General features: G+C 49.0%; 18 protein-coding genes and 1 tRNA gene. 7 read left to right on the top strand and 12 right to left on the bottom strand.

Features of this window, described 5'->3' with window-relative positions; all coding sequences use genetic code 11:
• The first annotated feature begins 177 nt into the window (after positions 1 to 177).
• The 6 genes from porX (at position 178) to HHL17_RS00375 (ending at position 6,331) form a co-directional block, all read left to right on the top strand.
• Entirely contained in the window at positions 178 to 1,731 is a 1,554-nt protein-coding gene (gene porX / locus HHL17_RS00400) for a T9SS response regulator signal transducer PorX (protein ID WP_169222852.1), read from the top strand.
• A gap of 17 nt (positions 1,732 to 1,748) precedes the next feature.
• The gene (locus HHL17_RS00395; RefSeq protein ID WP_169222851.1) at positions 1,749 to 2,069 is read left to right on the top strand and encodes a hypothetical protein; all 321 of its coding nucleotides are present in this window, start codon (positions 1,749 to 1,751) and stop codon (positions 2,067 to 2,069) included.
• 7 nt (positions 2,070 to 2,076) lie between these two features.
• Positions 2,077 to 2,838, top strand: coding sequence for an MBL fold metallo-hydrolase (locus HHL17_RS00390; protein ID WP_169222850.1), 762 nt, complete (start codon positions 2,077 to 2,079; stop codon positions 2,836 to 2,838).
• A 69-nt stretch (positions 2,839 to 2,907) separates the two neighbouring features.
• A complete protein-coding gene (locus tag HHL17_RS00385; RefSeq protein ID WP_169222849.1) occupies positions 2,908 to 3,858 on the top strand; it encodes a ComEA family DNA-binding protein in 951 nt (316 codons plus the stop codon).
• A gap of 11 nt (positions 3,859 to 3,869) precedes the next feature.
• Entirely contained in the window at positions 3,870 to 5,009 is a 1,140-nt protein-coding gene (locus HHL17_RS00380) for an acyl-CoA dehydrogenase (protein WP_169222848.1), read from the top strand.
• Between the two features lie 443 nt (positions 5,010 to 5,452).
• Positions 5,453 to 6,331 carry a c-type cytochrome gene (locus tag HHL17_RS00375; protein WP_169222847.1) on the top strand — a complete coding sequence of 293 codons (879 nt, stop codon included), beginning with the start codon at positions 5,453 to 5,455 and terminating at the stop codon, positions 6,329 to 6,331.
• Between the two features lie 70 nt (positions 6,332 to 6,401).
• On the opposite strand, the gene HHL17_RS00370 is transcribed toward HHL17_RS00375, so the two are convergent.
• The 10 genes from HHL17_RS00370 to HHL17_RS00325 all read right to left on the bottom strand — a co-directional run bounded on the left by HHL17_RS00370 (position 6,402) and on the right by HHL17_RS00325 (position 17,029).
• A complete protein-coding gene (locus HHL17_RS00370) occupies positions 6,402 to 6,716 on the bottom strand; it encodes a YtxH domain-containing protein (RefSeq protein ID WP_169222846.1) in 315 nt (104 codons plus the stop codon).
• A 105-nt stretch (positions 6,717 to 6,821) separates the two neighbouring features.
• The gene (gene clpX, locus HHL17_RS00365; protein ID WP_169222845.1) at positions 6,822 to 8,063 is read right to left on the bottom strand and encodes an ATP-dependent Clp protease ATP-binding subunit ClpX; all 1,242 of its coding nucleotides are present in this window, start codon (positions 8,061 to 8,063) and stop codon (positions 6,822 to 6,824) included.
• 257 nt (positions 8,064 to 8,320) lie between these two features.
• Positions 8,321 to 9,025, bottom strand: a complete 705-nt coding sequence (gene clpP / locus HHL17_RS00360) for an ATP-dependent Clp endopeptidase proteolytic subunit ClpP (RefSeq protein ID WP_169222844.1) — start codon at positions 9,023 to 9,025, stop codon at positions 8,321 to 8,323.
• Positions 9,015 to 10,394 (bottom strand): trigger factor, encoded by a 1,380-nt coding sequence (tig, locus tag HHL17_RS00355; RefSeq protein ID WP_169222843.1) that lies wholly within the window; start codon positions 10,392 to 10,394, stop codon positions 9,015 to 9,017. Before tig ends, clpP begins: the two co-directional genes overlap by 11 nt.
• 226 nt (positions 10,395 to 10,620) lie before the next feature.
• A tRNA-Leu gene (locus HHL17_RS00350) sits at positions 10,621 to 10,702 on the bottom strand.
• A gap of 170 nt (positions 10,703 to 10,872) precedes the next feature.
• Complete coding sequence (locus HHL17_RS00345; RefSeq protein WP_169222842.1) at positions 10,873 to 11,769, bottom strand: DUF1501 domain-containing protein; 897 nt, start codon at positions 11,767 to 11,769, stop codon at positions 10,873 to 10,875.
• On the bottom strand, positions 11,766 to 13,013 hold the full coding sequence (locus tag HHL17_RS00340) for a sugar MFS transporter (protein WP_169222841.1): 1,248 nt from the start codon (positions 13,011 to 13,013) through the stop codon (positions 11,766 to 11,768). Before HHL17_RS00340 ends, HHL17_RS00345 begins: the two co-directional genes overlap by 4 nt.
• A gap of 2 nt (positions 13,014 to 13,015) precedes the next feature.
• The gene (locus tag HHL17_RS00335; RefSeq protein WP_206155881.1) at positions 13,016 to 14,221 is read right to left on the bottom strand and encodes an AGE family epimerase/isomerase; all 1,206 of its coding nucleotides are present in this window, start codon (positions 14,219 to 14,221) and stop codon (positions 13,016 to 13,018) included.
• Positions 14,222 to 14,224: 3 nt separating this feature from the next.
• Positions 14,225 to 15,157, bottom strand: a complete 933-nt coding sequence (locus HHL17_RS00330) for a DUF4434 domain-containing protein (RefSeq protein ID WP_169222840.1) — start codon at positions 15,155 to 15,157, stop codon at positions 14,225 to 14,227.
• A 12-nt stretch (positions 15,158 to 15,169) separates the two neighbouring features.
• The gene (locus tag HHL17_RS00325) at positions 15,170 to 17,029 is read right to left on the bottom strand and encodes an FAD-dependent oxidoreductase (protein WP_169222839.1); all 1,860 of its coding nucleotides are present in this window, start codon (positions 17,027 to 17,029) and stop codon (positions 15,170 to 15,172) included.
• A gap of 209 nt (positions 17,030 to 17,238) precedes the next feature.
• On the opposite strand from HHL17_RS00325, the gene HHL17_RS00320 reads away from it, so the two are divergent.
• Complete coding sequence (locus HHL17_RS00320; RefSeq protein WP_169222838.1) at positions 17,239 to 18,462, top strand: ROK family protein; 1,224 nt, start codon at positions 17,239 to 17,241, stop codon at positions 18,460 to 18,462.
• A gap of 63 nt (positions 18,463 to 18,525) precedes the next feature.
• Here the strand turns inward: HHL17_RS00320 and HHL17_RS00315 are convergent, their stop codons facing one another.
• Both HHL17_RS00315 and HHL17_RS00310 read right to left on the bottom strand, forming a co-directional pair.
• The gene (locus tag HHL17_RS00315; protein WP_169222837.1) at positions 18,526 to 20,820 is read right to left on the bottom strand and encodes a tol-pal system YbgF family protein; all 2,295 of its coding nucleotides are present in this window, start codon (positions 20,818 to 20,820) and stop codon (positions 18,526 to 18,528) included.
• 281 nt (positions 20,821 to 21,101) lie between these two features.
• A complete protein-coding gene (locus HHL17_RS00310) occupies positions 21,102 to 21,512 on the bottom strand; it encodes a response regulator (protein ID WP_169222836.1) in 411 nt (136 codons plus the stop codon).
• Positions 21,513 to 21,589 lie beyond the last annotated feature (77 nt).

Raw genomic sequence — 21,589 nt, 5'->3', positions numbered from 1 at the left:
AGAAAAATGTTGTATGCGAAGGTAATCAACTTTAAGGACCGACCCGCTTTTTTCCATCCCGGATTTTAACCGCATGGCCCATTTTTAACATATAATTACCGCAATGGATGACCAGGGGAATGATTTTTGCCAAAAATTAGCGGTAATTTTCTGTTTTCCGCAACCATAAAACGAACTATGAGCCAGATCAACATACTGTGGGTAGATGATGAAATTGAATCCCTCAAATCACAGATTATTTTTCTCGAAAGCAAAGGTTATAACGTATCCGCACTCACAAACGGCTACGATGCGCTGGAATTCCTCAAAGATCAGGTGGTGGACGTGGTATTGCTCGATGAGTCCATGCCCGGCCTTACCGGCCTGGAGACACTGGGCAAAATCAAGGAGATAGACCAGCAGATACCCGTGGTGATGATCACCAAAAACGAGGCTGAAAACTTAATGGACGACGCCATCGGCTCACAGATCACCGATTATCTGATCAAACCGGTCAATCCCAACCAGGTATTATTATCTCTCAAAAAAATCATAGACAACAAAAGGCTGGTGGCCGAAAAAACCACCACAGCCTACCAGCAGGAGTTCCGCTCCCTGTTTATGGCGCTCAATTCCAACCCCGACCATAGCGAGTGGATGGATATCTACAAAAAACTCGTGTACTGGGAAATGGAAATGACCAAAGCCAACAGCCCGGAAATGCTGGAAGTGTTTAATGCCCAGAAAGCGGAAGCCAATACGGAATTCGCCAAATTCATCAGCCGTAATTATTCCAACTGGCTGCACCCCAAAGCGACGGATGCGCCAGTGATGTCTCATACGCTCTTCGCGAAAAAGATCATTCCTTTTATGGACCCTGATGTGCCGAATGTGTTCCTGCTGATAGATAACCTGCGGCTGGACCAGTTCAAGGCTATCCTGCCCATTTTCCAGGAATCGTTCAGGGTGGTGGAGGAAGATACTTTCTACAGTATCCTGCCTACCAGTACGCAATACAGCCGTAACGCCATCTTCGCAGGCATGTTGCCGGTAGATATTGAACACAAGTTCCCGGAAGAATGGAAGAATGATGACGAAGAAGGCGGGAAAAACCTGTATGAAGAGAAGTTCTTTGCGTCCCAGCTGCAACGCATGAAAATGGATGCCCGGTTTTCCTACACCAAGGTGACCAACCATACCGACGCGCAGCATATGCTCAGTAACATCCATAACCTGCTGGACTATCCGCTGAGCATCATTGTATACAATTTTGTGGATATGCTCAGCCATGCCCGCACGGAAATGGAAGTGCTGAAAGAACTGGCCAGTGATGAAACGTCTTACCGTTCCCTTACCGCCAGCTGGTTTGAGCACAGCCCGCTGCATCAGGCGCTCAAACGTATTGGTGATAAAAAAATCAACCTGATCATCGCTACCGATCACGGCAGCGTGCGGGTAAAGACGCCGGTAAAAGTGATCGGCGATAAACAAACGACTACCAACCTCCGATATAAACACGGCCGTAATCTCAACTATGATCCGAAGGAAGTACTGGCTTTCCGCGATCCAAGGGATGCCGGTCTGCCTAAGCCCAATGTCAACTCATCCTATATTTTCGCCCGCGGCGATGGTTATCTGTGTTATCCTAACAACTACAATTATTTTGTGAACTATTACCGCAATACCTTCCAGCATGGCGGTATCTCTCTGGAAGAGATGATCGTGCCCGTGGTGAGAATGGTATCCAAGTAATTGTTTAGATTTGTGGTATGAATATTAAGATCACACCTAATAACCTGACTAAGCTGGAGAAGATTTTTGAAGATGCCAAGTACATACTGCGTTTTGAAAAAGGTTCTTTTACTTCTGGTTATTGTATCCTTGAAGACAGGAAGGTTGTGGTGATCAATAAGTTCCTGAACCTGGAAGGACGTATTAACACGCTGCTGGATATTTTATCCACGCTGCCGCTGGATGAGGAGTTGCTCACCGCAGAGTCACACAAGCTCTACAAGCAGATCCTGAACAGTAAGCCCGTGCCGGATGCTGACAACGCAGCGGCCCTCGGGGAAGAGGCACCAGAAAACTAATGCTAGGATGAAAGTTACATTTCTTGGAACAGGCACATCGCAGGGCGTACCTGTCATCGCTTGCGGTTGTGAAGTATGCACATCTTCCAATCCCAAAGACAAACGCCTGAGAAGCAGTATTTTTATTTCCTCACCGGCGGGCAATATCGTGGTGGACACTACTCCCGATTTCCGCTACCAGATGCTGCGGGCACAGGTAAAACACCTGGAAGCAGTACTGATCACGCACTCTCATAAAGATCATATAGCCGGGATGGACGATATCCGGGCATTCAACTATTTCCAGCAGGGCGCTATCGATATTTATGCGACTGATTTCTCGCAGAACGTTATCATGCGGGAATTTGCCTACGCCTTCGCTGATTTCAAGTATCCCGGTATTCCGGAGATCAACCTGAAACCCATTGATGATGTGCCGTTTGAGATTAATGGCCTCACGATCACGCCTATACAGGTGATGCACTATAAAATGCCGGTAATGGGCTTCCGGATTCACGATTTCACCTATATCACCGATGCCAATTTTATTGCACCGGAAGAAAAGGAAAAAATCCGCGGGTCGAAGATACTGGTGCTGAATGCGCTGCGAAAAGAAACACATATCTCTCACTTTACGCTGGAAGAGGCTATCGCACTGGGGCGCGAGCTGGAGGTGCCGCAGGTGTATTTCACGCATATCAGTCACCAGATGGGCCTGCACGACGAAGTGATGCAAGAGCTGCCCGACGGTATGGCGCTGGCCTATGATGGCCTTACGCTGGAAATATAACGGCGTTTACTTCCTGTTAACACTTTCCTGACAGCCGTGCATTAACTTGGGGACAAGTGATAACCCCTTATGCACAAAACTTCCCTGAAAGAATTATTCCGCTTTTCCCGCAAAGAGCAGGCAGGCATTGTCCTGTTGCTGTTGCTGGTATGGCTTACCAGCCGGGCGCCAGACCTGTGGTTTTATTTACACGGGACTGCCCCGCCGGACACGGCCGGTTGTGCTGCCGCGCTGCGTTCCCTGGAAGCCGCTGCAGCAGATGTAACAAACAAACCGCTGGCACCTGATTTACCTGCCGATCGTGTAGCCGCGGCCGTTGTACCCGCCGCATTGTTTTATTTCGACCCCAATACCCTGCCTGCCGAAGGCTGGCAGCGGCTGGGGGTAAGCGCCCGGACGGCTGCCACCATCGACCGTTACCGGCAGAAAGGCGGACGGTTCCGCTCAGCCGCCGATCTGGAGCGCATATACGGACTATCTCCCTCGTTATGCCGGCAGTTGCAGCCTTATGTGCGGATTACGGGCAGCGTTGCTGACAGGAGGCCGGACAGTAGTATGCATGCGGAACGCAGGGACACCGCTTATCATTACGGTGCCCGGCATCGTAAACCACTGCCACAGGCAATAGATGTTAATGCCGCTGATACGGCCGAATGGCAGCTGCTGCCGGGCATAGGCCCCGGTTTTGCGAGGCGTATCGTAGCATTCCGGGAGAAGCTGGGCGGCTTCTACGACGTTAGCCAGGTGGGCGAATGTTATGGCCTGCCAGACAGCACCTTTAAAAAAATTCAACCTTTATTGCAGATCAGTAACGGATCTCTAAAAAAAATAGACCTCAACCTCACAGATGAAAAATCTTTGGCGGCACATCCATACATACGCTATAAACTAGCCCGTCTTATCATACAGTATCGTAGTGCCCATGGGGCTTTCAGGCGTGTGGAGGAGCTCCGGCAGCTACCGTTGGTGGATGACGTTATTTATCGTAAAATTGAACATTACATTGTAATCACTTTTTAAACCCGCACGTTATGAATTTTGAGCCAACGGACATGCAGCAACAGATCGCGCAAATGATCCGGGATTTCGGAAAAACACATATAGTACCGCACGTGTTGGAATGGGACGAAACACAGGAGTTTCCTGTAAAGTTGTTCAAACAACTGGGCGAGCTGGGATTAATGGGAGTGCTGGTTCCACAGGAATATGGTGGCAGCGGCATGGGATACCTGGAATATGTGACCGTTGTCAGTGAGATTGCCCGTTTTTGCGGCGCTATCGGCCTGAGTGTGGCGGCACACAATTCCTTGTGTACAGGGCACATTCTCCAGTTTGGCAATGAAGAACAGAAAAAGAAATACCTGCCCAAACTCGCCACTGCCGAGTGGATTGGCGCATGGGGCCTCACAGAGCCCAACACTGGCTCTGATGCGATGAACATGAAATGTGTGGCCAAAAAGGACGGTGACCACTGGGTGCTAAATGGCACCAAATGCTGGATCACCCACGGTAAAAGCTGTGATGTGGCCGTTGTGATAGCCCGTACCGGCGATGTGCGTGACAGTCATGGTATGACCGCCTTTGTGGTGGAGAAAGGCACGCCGGGCTTCAGTGGAGGTAAGAAAGAGAATAAACTGGGCATGCGTGCTTCAGAAACTGCCGAAATGATTTTTGATAATTGCCGCATTCCGGCCGCCAATATGCTGGGAGCGGAAGGCGATGGCTTCATACAATCCATGAAGGTACTGGACGGCGGGCGTATCTCTATTGCAGCGCTGTCGCTGGGTATCGCGATGGGCGCCCGTGATGCTGCGGTGAAATATGCTAAAGAAAGACACCAGTTCGATCAGCCTATTGCTTCATTCCAGGGGGTGTCTTTTAAGCTGGCAGATATGGCGACCGAGATAGAAGCCGCTACACTGCTCACTTTGCAGGCTGCGGACATGAAAAACCGCGGTGTGAAAATGACAAAAGAGGCAGCCATGGCGAAATATTTCGCCTCCGAAGTAGCAGTGAGAGTGGCCAATGACGCGGTGCAGATTTTCGGTGGTTATGGCTATACAAAGGACTTTCCTGTAGAAAAATATTATCGTGATGCAAAATTATGCACCATCGGGGAGGGAACCTCTGAAATTCAGAAGATTGTGATCGCCAGAGAGGCATTAAGATAACTACAGCGTTTTTGAATATTGATTTTGATAGACAGGAGATAAGCGATTTTTTTTTAATTTAAAAAAAGATAAGCGGCAAACCATTTATCTTTTTTGACAATAAAATGAAATATTACCCCTTTAGTGTTATTTAATATTGCAAAAGGAACGTTAAATTTGGGTTAATTCATCACTCTTTACCGTTTATCAACCTTAACACAAAATCAAAGAAAGATTTGAAACACTTTTACGCACTGGAAAGCACCCTTTAAAACGGGTGCTTTCTTATACCGGAAAAGCCTCATCTGCATCTTACTAATAGTATTACGGCCTGTAATCCACGTTATGCTTTCATACGTTAAAAGCAGCCCTCTTCTACGTTAAAAATGAGTAGTACTACTGATATCCGGCAAAACTCCCTGTTTTAATTTTACCTGCTGATTCCTAAACCAACAATTGTTATTATGATGTTCCCCAAGATCCTGAAATGGACCGGCATTGTTTTGCTGAGCCTTACAGTCCTGTTACTGATTATTTTCGGTATTTTCTTTTATGTGTACGGCACGCATGTGAATAAACAATATGCGGTAGAAGTGCGGCCAATAACGATCCCACATGATGCTGCATCGATAGCTGCCGGTGCGCACCTGTATGCGATCAAAGGTTGTGGTGATTGTCACGGCGCCGACCTGGGAGGCAAGATCTTTCTCAACGATCCGGCTATCGGTCTTTTGGCTGGGGCCAACCTCACCAGCGGACAAGGTGGCCGTCCTGCCGGTTATACTGATCAGGACTGGCTCAAAGCCATGCGCCACGGTCTGGGTACCAACAACAAAACCCTGAAGCTGATGCCTTCTTATGAGACCGCAAAGCTGTCCGACAAAGACGTGGCAGCCCTTATCGCTTTTTGTAAAGCGCAACCGGCGGTCAACAGGACGTTGCCTCCCATAAAGACCGGCCCTGTAGGTAAAGTGCTGGCGGTATTGGGCAAACTGCCGCTTTTCCCGGCGGAGATGATAGATCATTCCTATCAGCAACCTGGTGCCATGCCCGTTGCGGTTACCAGGGAGTATGGGGAATACCTGTCTGTGTCCTGTACGGGATGCCATAACCCCAAATTTACCGGCGGTGACAGTCCTATTCCCGGCGGTAAGAAAGTGGCTGATATCACGTCTAAAGGCAATGTAGGTAAATGGACCGCACAGGAGTTTATGACGGTATTGCGTACCGGTAATACCCCGGAAGGCCTGAAGCTCAAAAATGAGGACATGCCGTGGAGCATGACGGCCCAATATTCAGATGAGGAGTTGCAGGCGTTGTTTTTGTACCTGAAGAGTTTATAATGACGTACAAATGAAAAGCCCCATTGACCGCGTCAATGGGGCTTTTCATTTATATCTTTCGGATGGCTGGTTATGCCTGTTTTTTATCTTTGTTGAAGAGGTCGGAGATTTTGTCTTTAGCATCTTCGGCCCAATCTTCTGCTTTATCTTTCCAGTCTTCAGCTTTGTCTTTTACATCATCGAGAAAGTCGTTGGCTTTGTCCATCAGGCCTTCTTTCTTTTCGCCGGGTTTGTCGGACATATTGGCAAACCAGGTATCTACAGTACCCGCAATAAAGGGAGGAAGTTTGCCTTTCACGTATTCTTTAATCACTTCAATCGACTGGGCGGCCTGTTCAGGTGTGAGGCCGGCTTTGGCCTGTAATTGCTGAATAAGTTCCTGCATAATAGTGGGTTTTAAAGGTTAATTACAAATTACGGATGACAGGTTACAGTGTGTGGATACAGGATTTCTCCCATTCTTCATTTGTAACGCGTCATCCGTAATTGATTACGCTACTTTAAGCTTCGATAAGGTAGACTGTTCCAGTTTAGCCTGGGCATATTCTTTCGTCAGCGCAAAAGTGGTTTCATTGGCAGATGGCAGTTCATACATGGCATCGCTCAGTACCACTTCACAGATAGACCGGAGGCCGCGGGCGCCCAGTTTGTATTCCATGGCTTTGTCCACGATATATTCAATCGCTTCGGCTTCCACATGGAGGTCTATGTTTTCGATCGCGAACAGTTTCTTGTATTGTTTGATCAGTGCATTCTTCGGCTCAGTGAGGATCGCTTTCAGTGTGTCGCGGTCCAGTGAGTTGAGATAGGTCACTACCGGCAGGCGTCCCAGTAATTCGGGGATCAGGCCGAAAGATTTCAGGTCCTGGGAATTTACATACCGGAGGATCTGTTTTCTGTTCTCTTCTTCCTTGTCTTTGTTGACAGTGAAGCCGATGGAATGTGTCTGCACTCTTCTGCTGATGATGCGGTCGATACCGTCGAAAGCGCCACCGCAGATGAACAGGATGTTGCTGGTGTTCAGCTTGATCAGTTTCTGTTCAGGGTGTTTACGGCCGCCTTGCGGAGGTACCAGTACTTCGGCTCCTTCCAGCAGTTTGAGTAAGCCTTGTTGAACGCCTTCGCCGCTTACATCACGGGTGATGGAAGGGTTATCGTTTTTACGGGCTATTTTGTCGATTTCATCGATGTATACGATGCCGCGTTCAGCAGCTTCCACGTCGTAGTTACATACCTGCAGCAGGCGGCTGAGGATACTTTCCACGTCTTCACCTACATAGCCTGCTTCTGTAAATACGGTAGCATCTACGATGGTAAAGGGCACGTTAAGTTGTTTGGCGATGGATTTGGCCAGCAGTGTTTTACCGGTACCGGTTTCACCGACCATGATGATGTTGGATTTTTCGATTTCCACTTCATCGTCTCCTATCTGCTGGTTCAGCCTTTTGTAGTGGTTGTAAACCGCTACGGCCAGTATTTTTTTAGCATCGTCCTGCCCGATCACGTATTCATCCAGGAACTTCTTCATGTCCATGGGCTTAGCTACTTTGGGCATAGCGCTGGCGGCTGGTGCAGCAGGCTTTTTGCCGGGAGTGAAGAGCTCCGCGTCAATGATCTCCTGTGCGTTGGCCACACAGTTTTCACAGATATGTCCTTCAGCACCCGCAATCAGTATCTGCACATCATCTTTGGAGCGGCTGCAGAAAGAACAACGAATTTTCGATTCTTTCATTTCAGAATAAATTATTTTTCGACGAATCTCAATGCCTGCAATCTCGTTACAGGGTTACAAATTTACACTAAAAATCCGGGTGGGCAGAAAATAAAACAGCCCCGCCTGAGGCGGGACTGTTAAAGTTATCTTAACCGGCCAGGATGTTCCTGATCAGTCCGGATGTTGTGATTGTTACGGGATAAACCAAGTATTCTCAGGATTTAACAATTAAGAATTATGCTATATCTATCGTGTCTTGATTCCCGGTTACCGGATTACTGTGGAGTATCCAGTTGTTTTTTCGGATTTTTCTGGAGAACGTCGTCGATGATGCCGTATTCTTTAGCTTCATCAGCGGTCATCCAGTAATCACGGTCAGAGTCTTTTTCCACTTTTTTCACGGGTTGACCGCAGTGACCGGCAATGATTTCGTTGAGCTCTTTTTTCAGCTTAACGAACTCACGGGCAGTGATTTCGATATCAGAAGTCTGGCCTTCAGCACCGCCGTGAGGTTGGTGGATCATTACGCGGGCGTGTTTCAGGGCAGTACGTTTGCCTTTAGTGCCGGCTACCAGGAGTACAGCGCCGAAAGAGGCGGCCATACCGGTACAGATAGTAGCTACTTCAGGAGAAATGATCTGCATGGTATCATAAATGCCCAGACCTGCGTATACGCTGCCTCCGGGGCTATTGATGTACATCTGAATATCACGGTTGCGGTCGGAAGACTCCAGGAACAGTAACTGTGCGGTAATTACGTTAGCCACATAGTCATTTACCGGGTCGCCGAGGAAAATGATACGATCAGCCATCAGCCTGGAGAATACGTCCATCTGCGTCATATTCATCTGGCGTTCTTCCAGGATGTAGGGAGTCAGGCTGTTAATAGAGTGGCTCTTGGCATAGCTGTCTACAACCAGGCTGCTGATTCCGCGGTGTTTAATGGCATATCTTCTGAATTCGTCGTTATTAATGTTCATGATGGTGATGTTTATGAGGTAAATTAACAAATTCTTCTGCTTTGATTTCCTCTTCTTTCACTTTCACCTTGGTCTCAGCCCAGTCAAACAACTTGGCAGTGATCATTTCGCGGTAAGTCTGGTCAACAAATTTTTCGTCCTGCAGCAGGCGGTCCAGGTAGCTGTCGAGCCATTCAGCTCCATCAGCAGCGGCGCCACCATAGTAGCCCAGTACTTTTTGTTTGGCGCTTTCTCTCAGATCTTCGAAAGAAACTTCCAGTTTATTGTCACGAACCAGTTTATCGCTGATCAGTGTCCAGCGCAGTTGGTGGTCGAAACCCGGGAATTCTTTTTCAGCTTCTTCTGCGGTTTTAGGTTTTTCACCACCTACCTGCAGCCAGCGTTTCAGGAAATCCTTTGGTAATTCGATCGGCGTTTCATGAACCAGCACTTCAAACAGGTCGTTGTGCATGTGGTTACGGCTTTCTGAATCCCAGTATTTCGCGATTTCTTCTTTCAGTTTACCACGGAAAGCTTCTTCAGTGGTGATGCTGTCAGCAGGATAAACTTCTTTGAAGAATTCTTCGTTCAATTCTCTTTTTTCAACCAGGGTGATTTTGGTGATCGTCAGTTTGAAGTGCTTTTTAGCGGCTTCTTTATCGCCGGTTTCAAAGCCCAGATCTTTCAGGATCCAGCCCAAACGTTGTTCATCAAAAGATTTACCCAGTTCAATAACGATGCTGTCGTTGATTTTTTTGCCTTTCAGCTCAGCCTGAACAGCGTCAGTGAAGTATTTAACCAGCAGGCTGTTTTCTTTGGTGATACCACCTTCCACCACGTTGCCTTTGGCATCTGCTTCTTCGAAAGTAACATTGATGATGTCATCTTCAGTGGAAACGGCTTCAGACTCGGAAGGTTTGCCGCCTTTCAACTGTAAACGCTGTAATTCATCGTTTACCATGTCATCAGTCACAGCTACTTTGTAACGGGTGAGGGTAGTTTTGTTGTTCTCGAGTGGAGTAACTTCAAAAGTTGGTTTCAGGCCTACTTCAAACTCGAAAGCATATTCTTCCGGATTAGCGAAATCGAGGTTTTTAGCAGTTTTTTCCAGAGAGAGCGGCTGACCGAAGATATCCAGTTTCTCTGCCTGTACATAACCCATCAGCTCTTTTTCCACGGTTTTCAGCACTTCGTCGCCGAAAATGGCAGGACCGTGCATCTTCTTAACCATACCGGCAGGTACCATTCCTTTACGGAAGCCGGGGATATTTGCATTCTTGCTGAATTGTTTTACTGCTTTGTCAAAATTAGGAAGGTAATCTTCCTGGCTCACTTTCACAGTGATCTTATCGTTCAATAAACCAATGTTTTCTCTGGTAACGGTTGCCATAATTGAATTGTATAAAAATGTTCTTTAAGAAGCAATAATGATTCCTTGTTTGATTTTCTGCCATGAAGTCACAACGGCAAGCAGGAATGGCAGGAAATTAAAAAATAATAAAAGACAATTGATTAGGTGAGAGCGCGTCAGATAGGAGCGCAGTGACAATGAAAGTGAAGGAAAGCATAGCATTATCACGTTGCCATATTGACACATTGCCACTTAATAGTATATGTCCGGGTGGAGGGACTCGAACCCCCATGCCTTGCGGCACCAGATCCTAAGTCTGGCATGTCTACCAATTTCACCACACCCGGAACTGATAAAAATAAGAACTTTTGCTTTCGGCTGCCAGCCCCGGAGGGCCGCGCGAAAATAAGTAAAAAAGCAGTCCTTTTTTACTCAAAAAGGACTGCAAAGGTATTATTTTCTATGAATTAAAAAAATTTGTGAACAGAATCCCGCAGAAAGGTGTCAGAAACACCCACTACAGCCAGCCCATAGCCGGAAAGCGGTCATTCAGCCTGCTGTCTGCTCCCAGCCAGCGACGGGCAATGGTGGCATATACGCTGCGGAAATCCGTCCGTACCGGCAGGTGGCCATCGGACAGTGTACAAGGCTCAATACCCCACTGCTTCAACCGGCTGCCGAAAATATGTACCTGGTTACCCTCGCCATGGTCGGTACCCCGGCGCACGTTCTCGGTCAGGCTACGGCCAAACTCCGACCAGGTGACCACCAGCGTATTGTCCAGCTGGCCGCCCTCTTCCAGCTGCTGCAACAGCCGCCGCACACCACACGCATAGGTGGCCAGCAACGGATCATGCTGCACCCGTTGAAACTGATGGGTATCAAAGCCATCCAGCGCTACATGATAAACAGCGGTAGTATCTCCCTGAATAATCCTGCGGGTGATATCTTCCAAAGACGGACCAAAATCCTGTTCTCCGTAATCCGCCACCGCCACGGAAGCGGGCAACCAGTGATTGGTTTCCAGCCCCTGGCAACAGCCGGTACGCCATATCCGGCCGGAATGATAATGTGACAGGTCGGTATCCGGGTAACCTACCTGCTGCAACACCAGCAGCTGCCGCCGATCATATACCGGCATCAGCTCCTGCAAGGCAGGATGAAACCCCCAGCCATTGGACGCAGGCAACACTTCATCTGCCGGAATTGCCAGCTGCGGCCGCTGTTGGTAATAAAATTCCTGGCTATAAGGAATAACGGTATTCAGCCCGTCATTGCCGCCCTGCAGCCGGATAAACACCACCCTGCGCCCTGCTGACGGCGGTGTGCTGCTCACAGCGGCCTGCACAAAAGATGGTAACAACAGGATGCCGGAAGCCATGCCCGATTGCTTTAAAAAGTCTCTCCGTTTCATACAGGCTGTTTTGATGCTTTATGCCCGTTGAGGCCATAAAACAGGATATAGAGATAACAGATGACCGGCACCAGAAAAGCGATCTGCCAGGTGGCATGGTCTTTCAGCAGCCCCTGGGCATAAGAGAGCACCGCCCCGCCACAGATGGCGGTAGACAGCAGTCCCGATGCGGCGGTAGTATGCCGGCCTACACCTTCTACCGACAAAGAGAAAATAGTGGCAAACATGATGGCATTGCACAACCCCACCGCAATCATGCTCCATACTGCCACCAGTCCGGAGGAACTTACAGATACCAGTATCAGCGCCACAGCCGCTACGGCACATACGGCGAGGACCCTGGCCGGCGGTAATACGCGCAATAGCCCGGCACCCAACAAACGTCCTACCAGCATGCCTCCCCAGTAAAACGCCACGTAATTGTTGGCCACATTCTCCGGAACACCCAGCAGGTCGGTGATATAGTTGGTCAGAAAAGTACCGATAGATACCTCTGCACCTACGTACACGAAAATGCCGATAATACCGAAACGCAGGTTCCGATACGAGAAAACGCCCTTGCCGTTATCATCATCGGTTTTGCCTGTACTGCCGGTAGTGCTGATAACGGGAAGGGATAAACGTGAAACAACAAAAGCGATCAGCAACAACAGCGCGGCAATACCGAGATACGGATATCTTACGGCCTCACTGGATGCATGCGATTCTTCCAGCCTGGCCAGAATGAAATGGGCGCCGAATAAAGGTGCTACGGTAGTGCCCACAGATCCTACGCCCTGTATCAGCGTTAACCGCGCAGAGGCGGTATTGGCCGGCCCGAGCGCTGTAATGTAAGGATTGGCGGCCACCTGTAACAGTACAATGCCAATAGCGATGACAAACAATGCCGCCAGAAACAGTACATACTGATGATATACCGATGCCGGATAAAACAACAATCCGCCTATGGCCGCAATGGCAAAGCCCAGTACCATTCCTTTCTTGTAACCGGTACGGCTAACTATTCTGCCGGCGGGTACTGACATGATGCCATAGGTGAGGAAGAAATAAAATTGCACCAGCGAAGACTGGGAGTAAGTAAGGGTGAACCCCTTCTTGAAAAAGGGCACCAGCGTATCATTCAGACAGGTGATGAACCCCATCATGAAATACAGTACAGCCAGCGAAATCAGCGCAGGCATATAGGATTGCCGGCTGCCGGTGACCGTGGTCTGTGGCTGGTTGGTTGTGGATATTACCGCCATAACTATTTTGGTTGAGTAGATAATTCTTGTCTGGCTGCCAGTTGCTGCAGCGTGTTCCAGCTCTGGTAAAGCCCTCTTGGCACATGGAAACAGCCTTTCCATTTACCGCCTTTGAGCGGAAGTAGTGGCTGTCCCTGCCTGTTAAGATAACCAAACCATTCACCATTTTCCGGATCAGGGAAATGTTTCCAGGTATAATCGTGTACTTTTTTAAACCATTCCCAGCATTTTTCGTCACCGGTGTGCAGGTAGCCTTTCAGCAGGCTGATAATGGTTTCTATATGCACCCACCACAGTTTCTGGTCCCATTCCAGCTGCTGCGGCGGATATCCTTTTACATCCAGGAAATAGAAGATGCCGCCGTGTTCCTCGTCCCATCCGTATTCCAGCAGCGAGAGCGCGATATCTTTGGCTTTGGTGATCAGTGCGGTATCGTTGTTACGGGTGGCGAGGTCCATCACAAACCACATGGCTTCCAACCCGTGGCCGGGATTGATCAGGCGACCTTCGAAGGAATCGGAGAGTTTGCCCTCCGGCGTGATGTTTTCCATGATCAGACCGGCGTCTGGCTGATAAAAAATTTCCATCACGGTGTGGATGCCTTGTTGGATGGTGTCTTCCACCAGTTGTTTATCGAGGAGGGACTCCATTTCCAGCACCAGGTTGCAGAGTATCATGGGCAGTGCGAAGTTCTGCAAAGGACGGGTACCGGGTACCGCTTTGGTATAATGCCCTTTCGGATTGTCCTGCCGGCGGAGGATATTGTGGAAAGTGCTGATGGCAATATGGCTGTAATCTTCGTTGCCGGTGGCCTGGTACAGCTGCCCGAAAGCCATGGCGGCAAAGCAGTCGGAGAAAATGTTGTAAGGCGCTATCAGCGGTTCGCCGGTACGGGTAAGGGAGAAATACCAGTTCCCGTCTTTGTCGCGGCCATGTTTACGGAGAAATTCCGCGCCCTGGATGGCCATGTCCAGCCATTCCTGTTTTCGCTCCACTTTATTGTACAGCATGGCGAAACACCATACCTCACGGCATTGCAGCCAGATGAATTTATCGGTGTCGAAGACTTTACCATCCCGATCGAGGCAGGTAAAGTAGCCGCCGTATGTGGTGTCAGGTGAATGCTGCATCCAGAAAGGGATGACATCATTCAGGAGGTTGTTGCGATACAACGTGGCATAATCGTGAAATTCCATTGTCCTGTTCATTGATTAGAAGGTTTTGAGGTATTCTTTATAGCGGTTATAGAGGTGCCCGGCCTGCAGGTAAGCGGACTGCGGGCTCATAAAATGGGAGAACTCGAAGGTGATGGCTTTGTCGTAACCTGCTTTGCGCGCGGCTTCCAGCTTCATGCGCAGTTTTTCAAACTTGATCGGCATGAATTTGATGGGCATGTCGCGGTCGAAGGATTCGGCGTTGGTCCAGCATTGTATCCCGTAGCGGTCGGCCATCCTTTTGTTGACGGCAAAGAAATCGGGCAGTTCGTGGAATTCGATATGGCCATCCTGGAAGGCTACGGCGTCTACCACGCCTTTGATGCCATCGAATATCTCGCTCCACTCGCTTTCATGTTGTTTCAGTGATACTGCATCTTCTTTGGTGATAGTGGAAGATGCGGCCATCACGGCCTTTTTGCCATCTATCCACGGAGATATCAGGGTAGGCAGATTGTTGGAGATGTCCTTGCAATGTTTGCCCAGTTTGGCGTAGAGGTCAATTACTTTACCCGTACGGCGACTTACTTCCTGCGTAAGGTACCAGCCCTGAAAGGATTTATGATGACCATAATTTTTCCATACTTCATCAATGACTTTCAGGTTGATGTCGACCTCTTTCTGGAAATCGCCTTTCCACCAGTATTTACCGGAGTCATAAAGACCGAAGTAGAATTTCATATGGTGTTTGTCTGCCAGTTCGAGGAACATTTTTACCAGGTCTACCGGCGGCTCATAGCCACCCTCTTCCTGCATGACAACTTTGGAAGGGTAGGTGAGCCAGCGTTGAAATCCGCTGCGGATAAGAAATACGGTGTCTATGCCCACGGCTTTCATATGGGAGAAGTCGGCGTCCCATTCTGCCCGGCCCCAGTTCTGGTGCGGGATATCGTGACTGATCTCGTCGAGGAAAGTGCCTGTTATTTTCATGATGTGCTTGTTTTATGGTTGAATAGCGCCGGTGAAGGACACGGGAATATCAAACGGGTGAAGGAAATGGTCGGTCAGTACAGCGGCCATTTCGCGGTTGAGCGGCAGGTTGTCGCGCAGGGTAGTGCTGAATTGCAGCTGATTCCAGGCTGTCGCTAACTGGTCGTAGGTGACGGTAACACCTGCGGTCTGCCATATTTTTATCAGGAACGCCGGTGTGAGGTCCTGCCCGGTGGGCGCCAGTTTCCGCGCATCCCGGTAGTAGGTGAGCATCCCCTGTGTAAATTCATATTCACTGATGGGCCGCTGAGGATAGAACCAGGTTTGATTGGCCCAGGTATAGGGTATACCGGTGCCGCGCAGGATACCGGTAGCACCTATACGCTGTATAGCAGCAAAGTGTGGATGTTCTTTCGGAACGTCGATGTAGGGCATGAGGTATACACCTGCTTTCAGCAAGGCTTGTTGCACCTGTCTGACGGCCACTTGTCGCGGTTGTATTTTTTGTTGCAGGGAGATGGCCGCCAACGCGCCGGCAGCCTGCCCCAGCTGTAGTACGACCGGTTGCAGGCGGGTAGCGCCGTTAACAATATTGGTGACGCTGATGCTTTTTTCTGCCACGATCAGGCCTTCTGTGGTGGCGGGTATCAGTGAGCCGAGCGGAATATTGTAAGAAGGTACCTTGGCTTTGGAGAAATCTATTTTCGGGACCGCAGGATCTTTTTCCTGGTGGTGGTCGATCGGGTAATCTCCTACGGCGATGCCTGTACGATAATACGCCTCCGGCTGATCGAAAGGGGTGGCCACATGATTAAAGCCCAGTGTGGCAATGCCTTTCAGGCGGCGTGCTTCCCGGTAGTAGGGAATCATGGGTAGTTTGTCGGCCGTAGGATATTCATCATCAGCGAGGCCGAGATGTTTGTAGCCCAGTTCCGTTTGCAGGTAATAGAGATAGCGCAGGGTATGCAGTTTGGCTTGTTGCAGGGCTTTGGAGCGGGCTTCGCGGGTCATTTCGATGACATTGAGGGGGTAGTCGTTGCCACAGCCTGGCCAGTTGATCATGTATTTATGATTAGGCAGCTTGCCGTACTGCATCATATGGTCGCAGTTCATTTTGCCGCCGTTGCCGCTGTAGGGATCGTCGTTGGCGCAGCAGCAGCGGAAGACGCCGGGATCGTATCCTGCAGGGCGGGGAATGGTTTTATCTGTGCCGGCGCCATAATCTTTAAGGGTGGCCACATAGGTAAGCACCTGGATGTAGTTGTTGGCTTTAAGCGGTGCTACGGCTTCGCCGGTTTCCTGCCGGCTGTCCATGCCGGTGCGGTAGGCGGTGTGGGTGGCGGCCATGATGTCGCCCAGTTCGGTGGCGTCTATGATCAGTGGCGCTTCGATGGAGCCTGGCTGGTTGTTGCGGATAAAGCTGACCTGCCAACGGCCGTTGGTTCTTTTGATACCTGTCCAGCTGGTGTTAAAAAGGATTTGCAGTTGTTTCTCTTTGGCTGCCAGCTGTTGCAGGATGTTATTGCCGACAGATGGTTCAAAGAGGGTGTTGCTTACCCAACCGGTGGCTACGGCCTGCGGGCTGCCGTAATGCTGGTGCAGCTGTTCGCGGAATTCGCCCCAGAGGCCTGATGGCAGGGCATTGTTGCCGTCAATGGCTGAAACGCCTGCAGAGGTGAGCATACCTCCCAGCCAGGTGGTTTCTTCCAGGATGGTCACGCGGACGCCCATACGGGCCGCCTGTATGCCGGCTGTGGTGCCACTGGCTCCGCCTCCGATAATGAGCAGGTCGGTTTGCAGCGACTGGGCACTGAGTTGCCAGGTCAGGAAACAAAGAAGTTGGCTGATAAAAATTCGTCTGATATCAATCATAAAGAACTAGATAGACGACTAAAATAAAAAATTTAATTACTAACTGGTAATACTAATTAATAAAATTTATTTATTCTTGCTAAATAATAAAATAATTTTTGAAATATTACGGGTTTATGTAAATAACCGATTTGATTACGATCGCTTTTAATAATTATTAAGAATAACGTTATTAACTTGGCCCCTCAATCAAGTAAAGCACACTATATATGGCTAAGACCTTTTTCGAAGAACTGAACAATGAAAATGTTACCGGGGTAGCCTATAAGAACATTAACCTGAAGAAAGCCGCCCTGGCCTACTTCGCCAACATCGGCAATGCCACCATTGCTGACATGTGCAAGCAGCTTAACCTCAGCGCTCCCAAAGTAACCACCCTGCTCAACGACCTGATTCAGGACGGACTGGTAAAAGATTACGGAAAGGTGGAGTCCACCGGTGGCCGGAAGCCCAATCTGTACGGCCTGGTACCTGATTCCGCATTTTTTATCGGGGTAGACGTAAAACAGCACCATCTTAATCTGGGATTGTCTGACCTGCAGAAAAACCTGGTCTGCACGGAAGAGAATATCCCTTATAAACTGGATAACAACAAAGCCTCCCTGGAGGAACTTTGTACACTGATCAGCAACTTTATCGATGGTTTGCCCGTGCCAAGGGAAAAAATACTGGGCATCGGCATTAACCTCTCCGGGCGTATCAACTACGCTACCGGCTACAGCTACAGCTTTTTCTATTTCGATGAGGAGCCGCTGAGTAAAATCATCGAGACGAAAATAGGTATCCGCGTTTTCCTGGAAAACGACTCCCGTGCCATGGCCTACGGCGAATTCTGTTCCGATGCGGTACACGGGGAACGCAATGTGCTTTTCCTGAACCTCGATTATGGTATCGGCATGGGTGTGCTTATAGACGGCCAGCTGTATTACGGTAAATCAGGCTACAGCGGCGAAGTGGGGCATATTCCGCTGTTTGACAATGAAATCATCTGTCACTGTGGGAAAAAAGGCTGCCTCGAAACGGAAGCATCCGGATGGGCGCTCACACGCATGTTCCAGGAGAAATTACGGGAAGGCTCCTCGTCCATGTTGAGCCGTAAACCCGGCGCACCGGACAGCATCCAGCTGGAAGATATCATTGATGCCGCTATTCACGATGATGTACTGGCGATTGAACTGATCGCCAAAATAGGAGAGAACCTGGGCCGCGGTATCGCCCTGCTGATCAATATCTTCAACCCTGAACTGGTGATCCTGGGCGGTAGCCTGGCTGCTACACAGGATTATATCCGGCTGCCCATCAAAAGCGCGGTGAATAAATATTCCCTCAGCCTTGTCAACAACGATACCAAGCTGCGTATCTCTGGCCTTGGTGAAAAGTCAGGTATCATAGGCGCGTGTTTGCTGGTGCGGAATAAAGTATTGATCAATTAATGGGTCATCATAAAAAAGAAAAAAGCGCGAAGGTCAACTCCGCGCTTTTTTCTTTTTTTATGACTAATCTTTTTTCTTCCTCAAAAACGAAAATAGTCCGCTACTGTTTTTCAATCCTGCTTTTTTGCTGAGTGCCGACTGAAAGCCCGGGTCTTTTTCCAGAATGCGGTCAATGGTTTTACGGCAGGCGCTCAGGTCTCCTTTTCCTTCCTGTGCCAGTGCCATGGTGTAGTAAAACGCGGAGGATTCTGCATCCCAGCTCCAGTTCATATCTTTGTAAGTCTGAATACACTGATTGGCGTATTGCAGGCTACTGTCGTAGTCTTCCAGCCCCAGGTAAGCTTCTGCGAGGAAAGCATATACGCCACAGCGGTTGTTGGGTGAATTGTCTGATTCATCACCACGGGACATGATGTCAAGTGTTTGCAGCATATCCTGGATGGCGGCTTCATACCGGCGCAGTTTAAGCGCTGCTTTACCCCTGAAGTAGTATATCTTCATCTGCGATACCAGCGGCAGTTTGGGAATACCGCCAATGGATATACGATTGTTGACCGCGCCGATGCAGTGTTCATACTGGGCATTGTCATAATACAGGTACATCAGGTTGAAGTAGGCATCGCTGTCGTCGGGCTTTTCCTCGAGATGTTTTTCGAGTGCCTGTATTCTTTCGTGGAGGTCGTCCTGGCTATTTGTTTTGATAAAGGCGCGACCGGTTTTGATGCGGTCTATGTTGTAAATGATGATCTCTTTTTCATCCTCTTCCAGTTCCTCCATATCGTTGGCAATCCATTCTTCATATTCCGTCAGGATCTTATTGTAGAGGGCCATCGCTTCATCGTAGCGTTCCAGTGCGGTGAGGTCTTCGATGATCCGTTCATGAATAGAAACATAGTATACGAGTGGCAGGGTAGAGATGAAGGTGTTGAGGATCATCTGCCGGTCGGCCACGGCTTCGGCATATTTCCCCAGCTGATGAAACGCATCGGCGCGGGATTCCAGCTGCTCCCAGAACGGGGACATATTGTATCCCACGCTATGGATATGAATAGCCTCTTCATATGCGCCCAGTTCAAACAGGGTGATGCCGTAGTTGTTGCAGCACATGGCAAAATGATGCGGATGGCCGGCATAAGAGGAGCCGGTATTTTCATACCAGTAGGGGTAGTACAAAGCATAAGCCTTCTTGTAGAGGTATTTCTTCAGTTGCATCAGTATCTGACGGGGCCCTGAGTCCTCTTCTTCCTGCAGCAGTTCATTGCATACTACGCCGGCGGAATACCAATCGTAGGCGATAGGGTAATCGATATCGGTCCAGTTGTCCGGGAACTGTCCGTGTGTCTTATAGTGGGCATAATACCACCGGATAATGGTCGAAGGGTAGGGCCGGATGGCCATTGCCTTTTCATAATACGGCAATGATTCGCTATAGCTGCCGATATTAAACAGGGCAGTAGCGGTGAAGTGATAAAAATAACTTTCCTCCGGATACAGGGCGATAAAGCGTTTGCCGGTGGAGATCTGTTCCAGGGTGCCTTCCGCTTCGTCTTCGCCGTAGAACTGATGCCAGAAGTCGATGGTGCCCCAGCAGAATTCCCTTGCCAGTGCGGGGTGCCGTATACCCTGGTCCAGCAGGGCTTTTACCTGGTGGAGGATTTTCAGCATGTCTTCCTCTTCCTGTTCACCGGAAGTGCTGGCGATGTGCAGCATTTCGGCAGCGAAGTCGTAATCTGCCATTTCAAGGGCAAAATGCAACGTGGAGAGGGTGCGGTTATTGTAAACGGTGCACTGGAATGCCTTCCGGTAATAATCCAGCGCTGTAGGTTTATTCTCGTTGTGGTAGTATACGTCGCCGATGCGGGTATGACACTGGAACCGGGCTACGTTCAGCTGTGGGAGGTCGTCGAGGTAGAGCGACTGATAGATTTCCAGATTGCGGTGCATATCTGCCAGTGCTTTATCCGTTTCATTTTGCAGCACCCATATCTGAAAGCGGTACAGGAGGGCTTTGGTGATCAGTTCCTCATCGCCCTGATCAATGATAAACTGGCAATCTTCCAGTGTTTCTGTTGCTTTATCGTTGATAACGTTAGCGCCCATGTAGGCACGGTGAATCCTTGCCTGAACATGTTGAGGGTTATATTCCAATGCTTTGCTGAATGCTTCGTATGCGGTTTGGTATGCAGTGGTCATCTCCTCCCTGTCCTCGGCGGATTTGGCTATTTCCAGCCTGCACTTGCCCATCAGGTACCACGCGGCAGCTTCGACCGGATGCTCTTCCAGGTATGTTTCCAGTTCAATCGTTGCTACCGTGTATGCCTGTTCCTGATATAACCTTTCCAGTTCTTCCAGATTCATAATACCATTAGATTAGAACGTGCAATTTATTAAGTTTGAAGCAGGTTGTCCAGCTTCACAAATAATTTCTGGATATTAAAATCGTTTATATATATTTATTGGATTGACCAGGATGCTGTATTACAACATTGCCTGTACAGGAAGTGGGCCATGGTAGTGTGTTTTGGGGTGAACTTTCCAAGGTCCTGTCAGGTTTGTCCTGCGACAAAAAATCGAATATCTTAACAATAATAAATATCCGGCCATGCAATTCCTTGCAAGGCCTTTTTAATGCGGTACGGCTACAGGGAATATTGAATCGTCTCTTCCAGGATACCCTTTAGCAGCTGATTCAGTTCATGCAAGCTATTCGGTTTGGTGATAAAATAGGAGGCGCCCAGCGCACGGGTTTCCTTTTTATCAGATTCATGGGAAGAAGTGGTATAAATGATAACAGGGATATGGCGAAGATGTTCAATCTGCCGCAGTTCAGCCAGGAACTGCTTACCGTCTACCCGCGGCATATTAAGGTCCAGGAAGATCAGATCTGGGACTAAGCCTTCTTCCAACCGGGTAAGGGCATCTTCACCGTTGATAGCTTCGTTGTAAATAATATCCGGCACCAACTCTTTCAATACGTCGCCAAATATCATCCTGTCGTCCACATCATCGTCAATTAAAAGTACAGAGGAATATTTACAGCTGCTCACCATATGAGATTTAGAATAAAGACAAATTTATGATTTTGTTGTTATTTTCATAGCACTGGTTTATTGTTAGGTATACGGTT

This window comes from Chitinophaga fulva, assembly GCF_012927205.1.
GTDB classification, from domain to species: domain Bacteria; phylum Bacteroidota; class Bacteroidia; order Chitinophagales; family Chitinophagaceae; genus Chitinophaga; species Chitinophaga fulva.
Note: the sequence above shows the minus strand (reverse complement) of the source record. Positions and strands in the feature narration are given on the sequence as shown.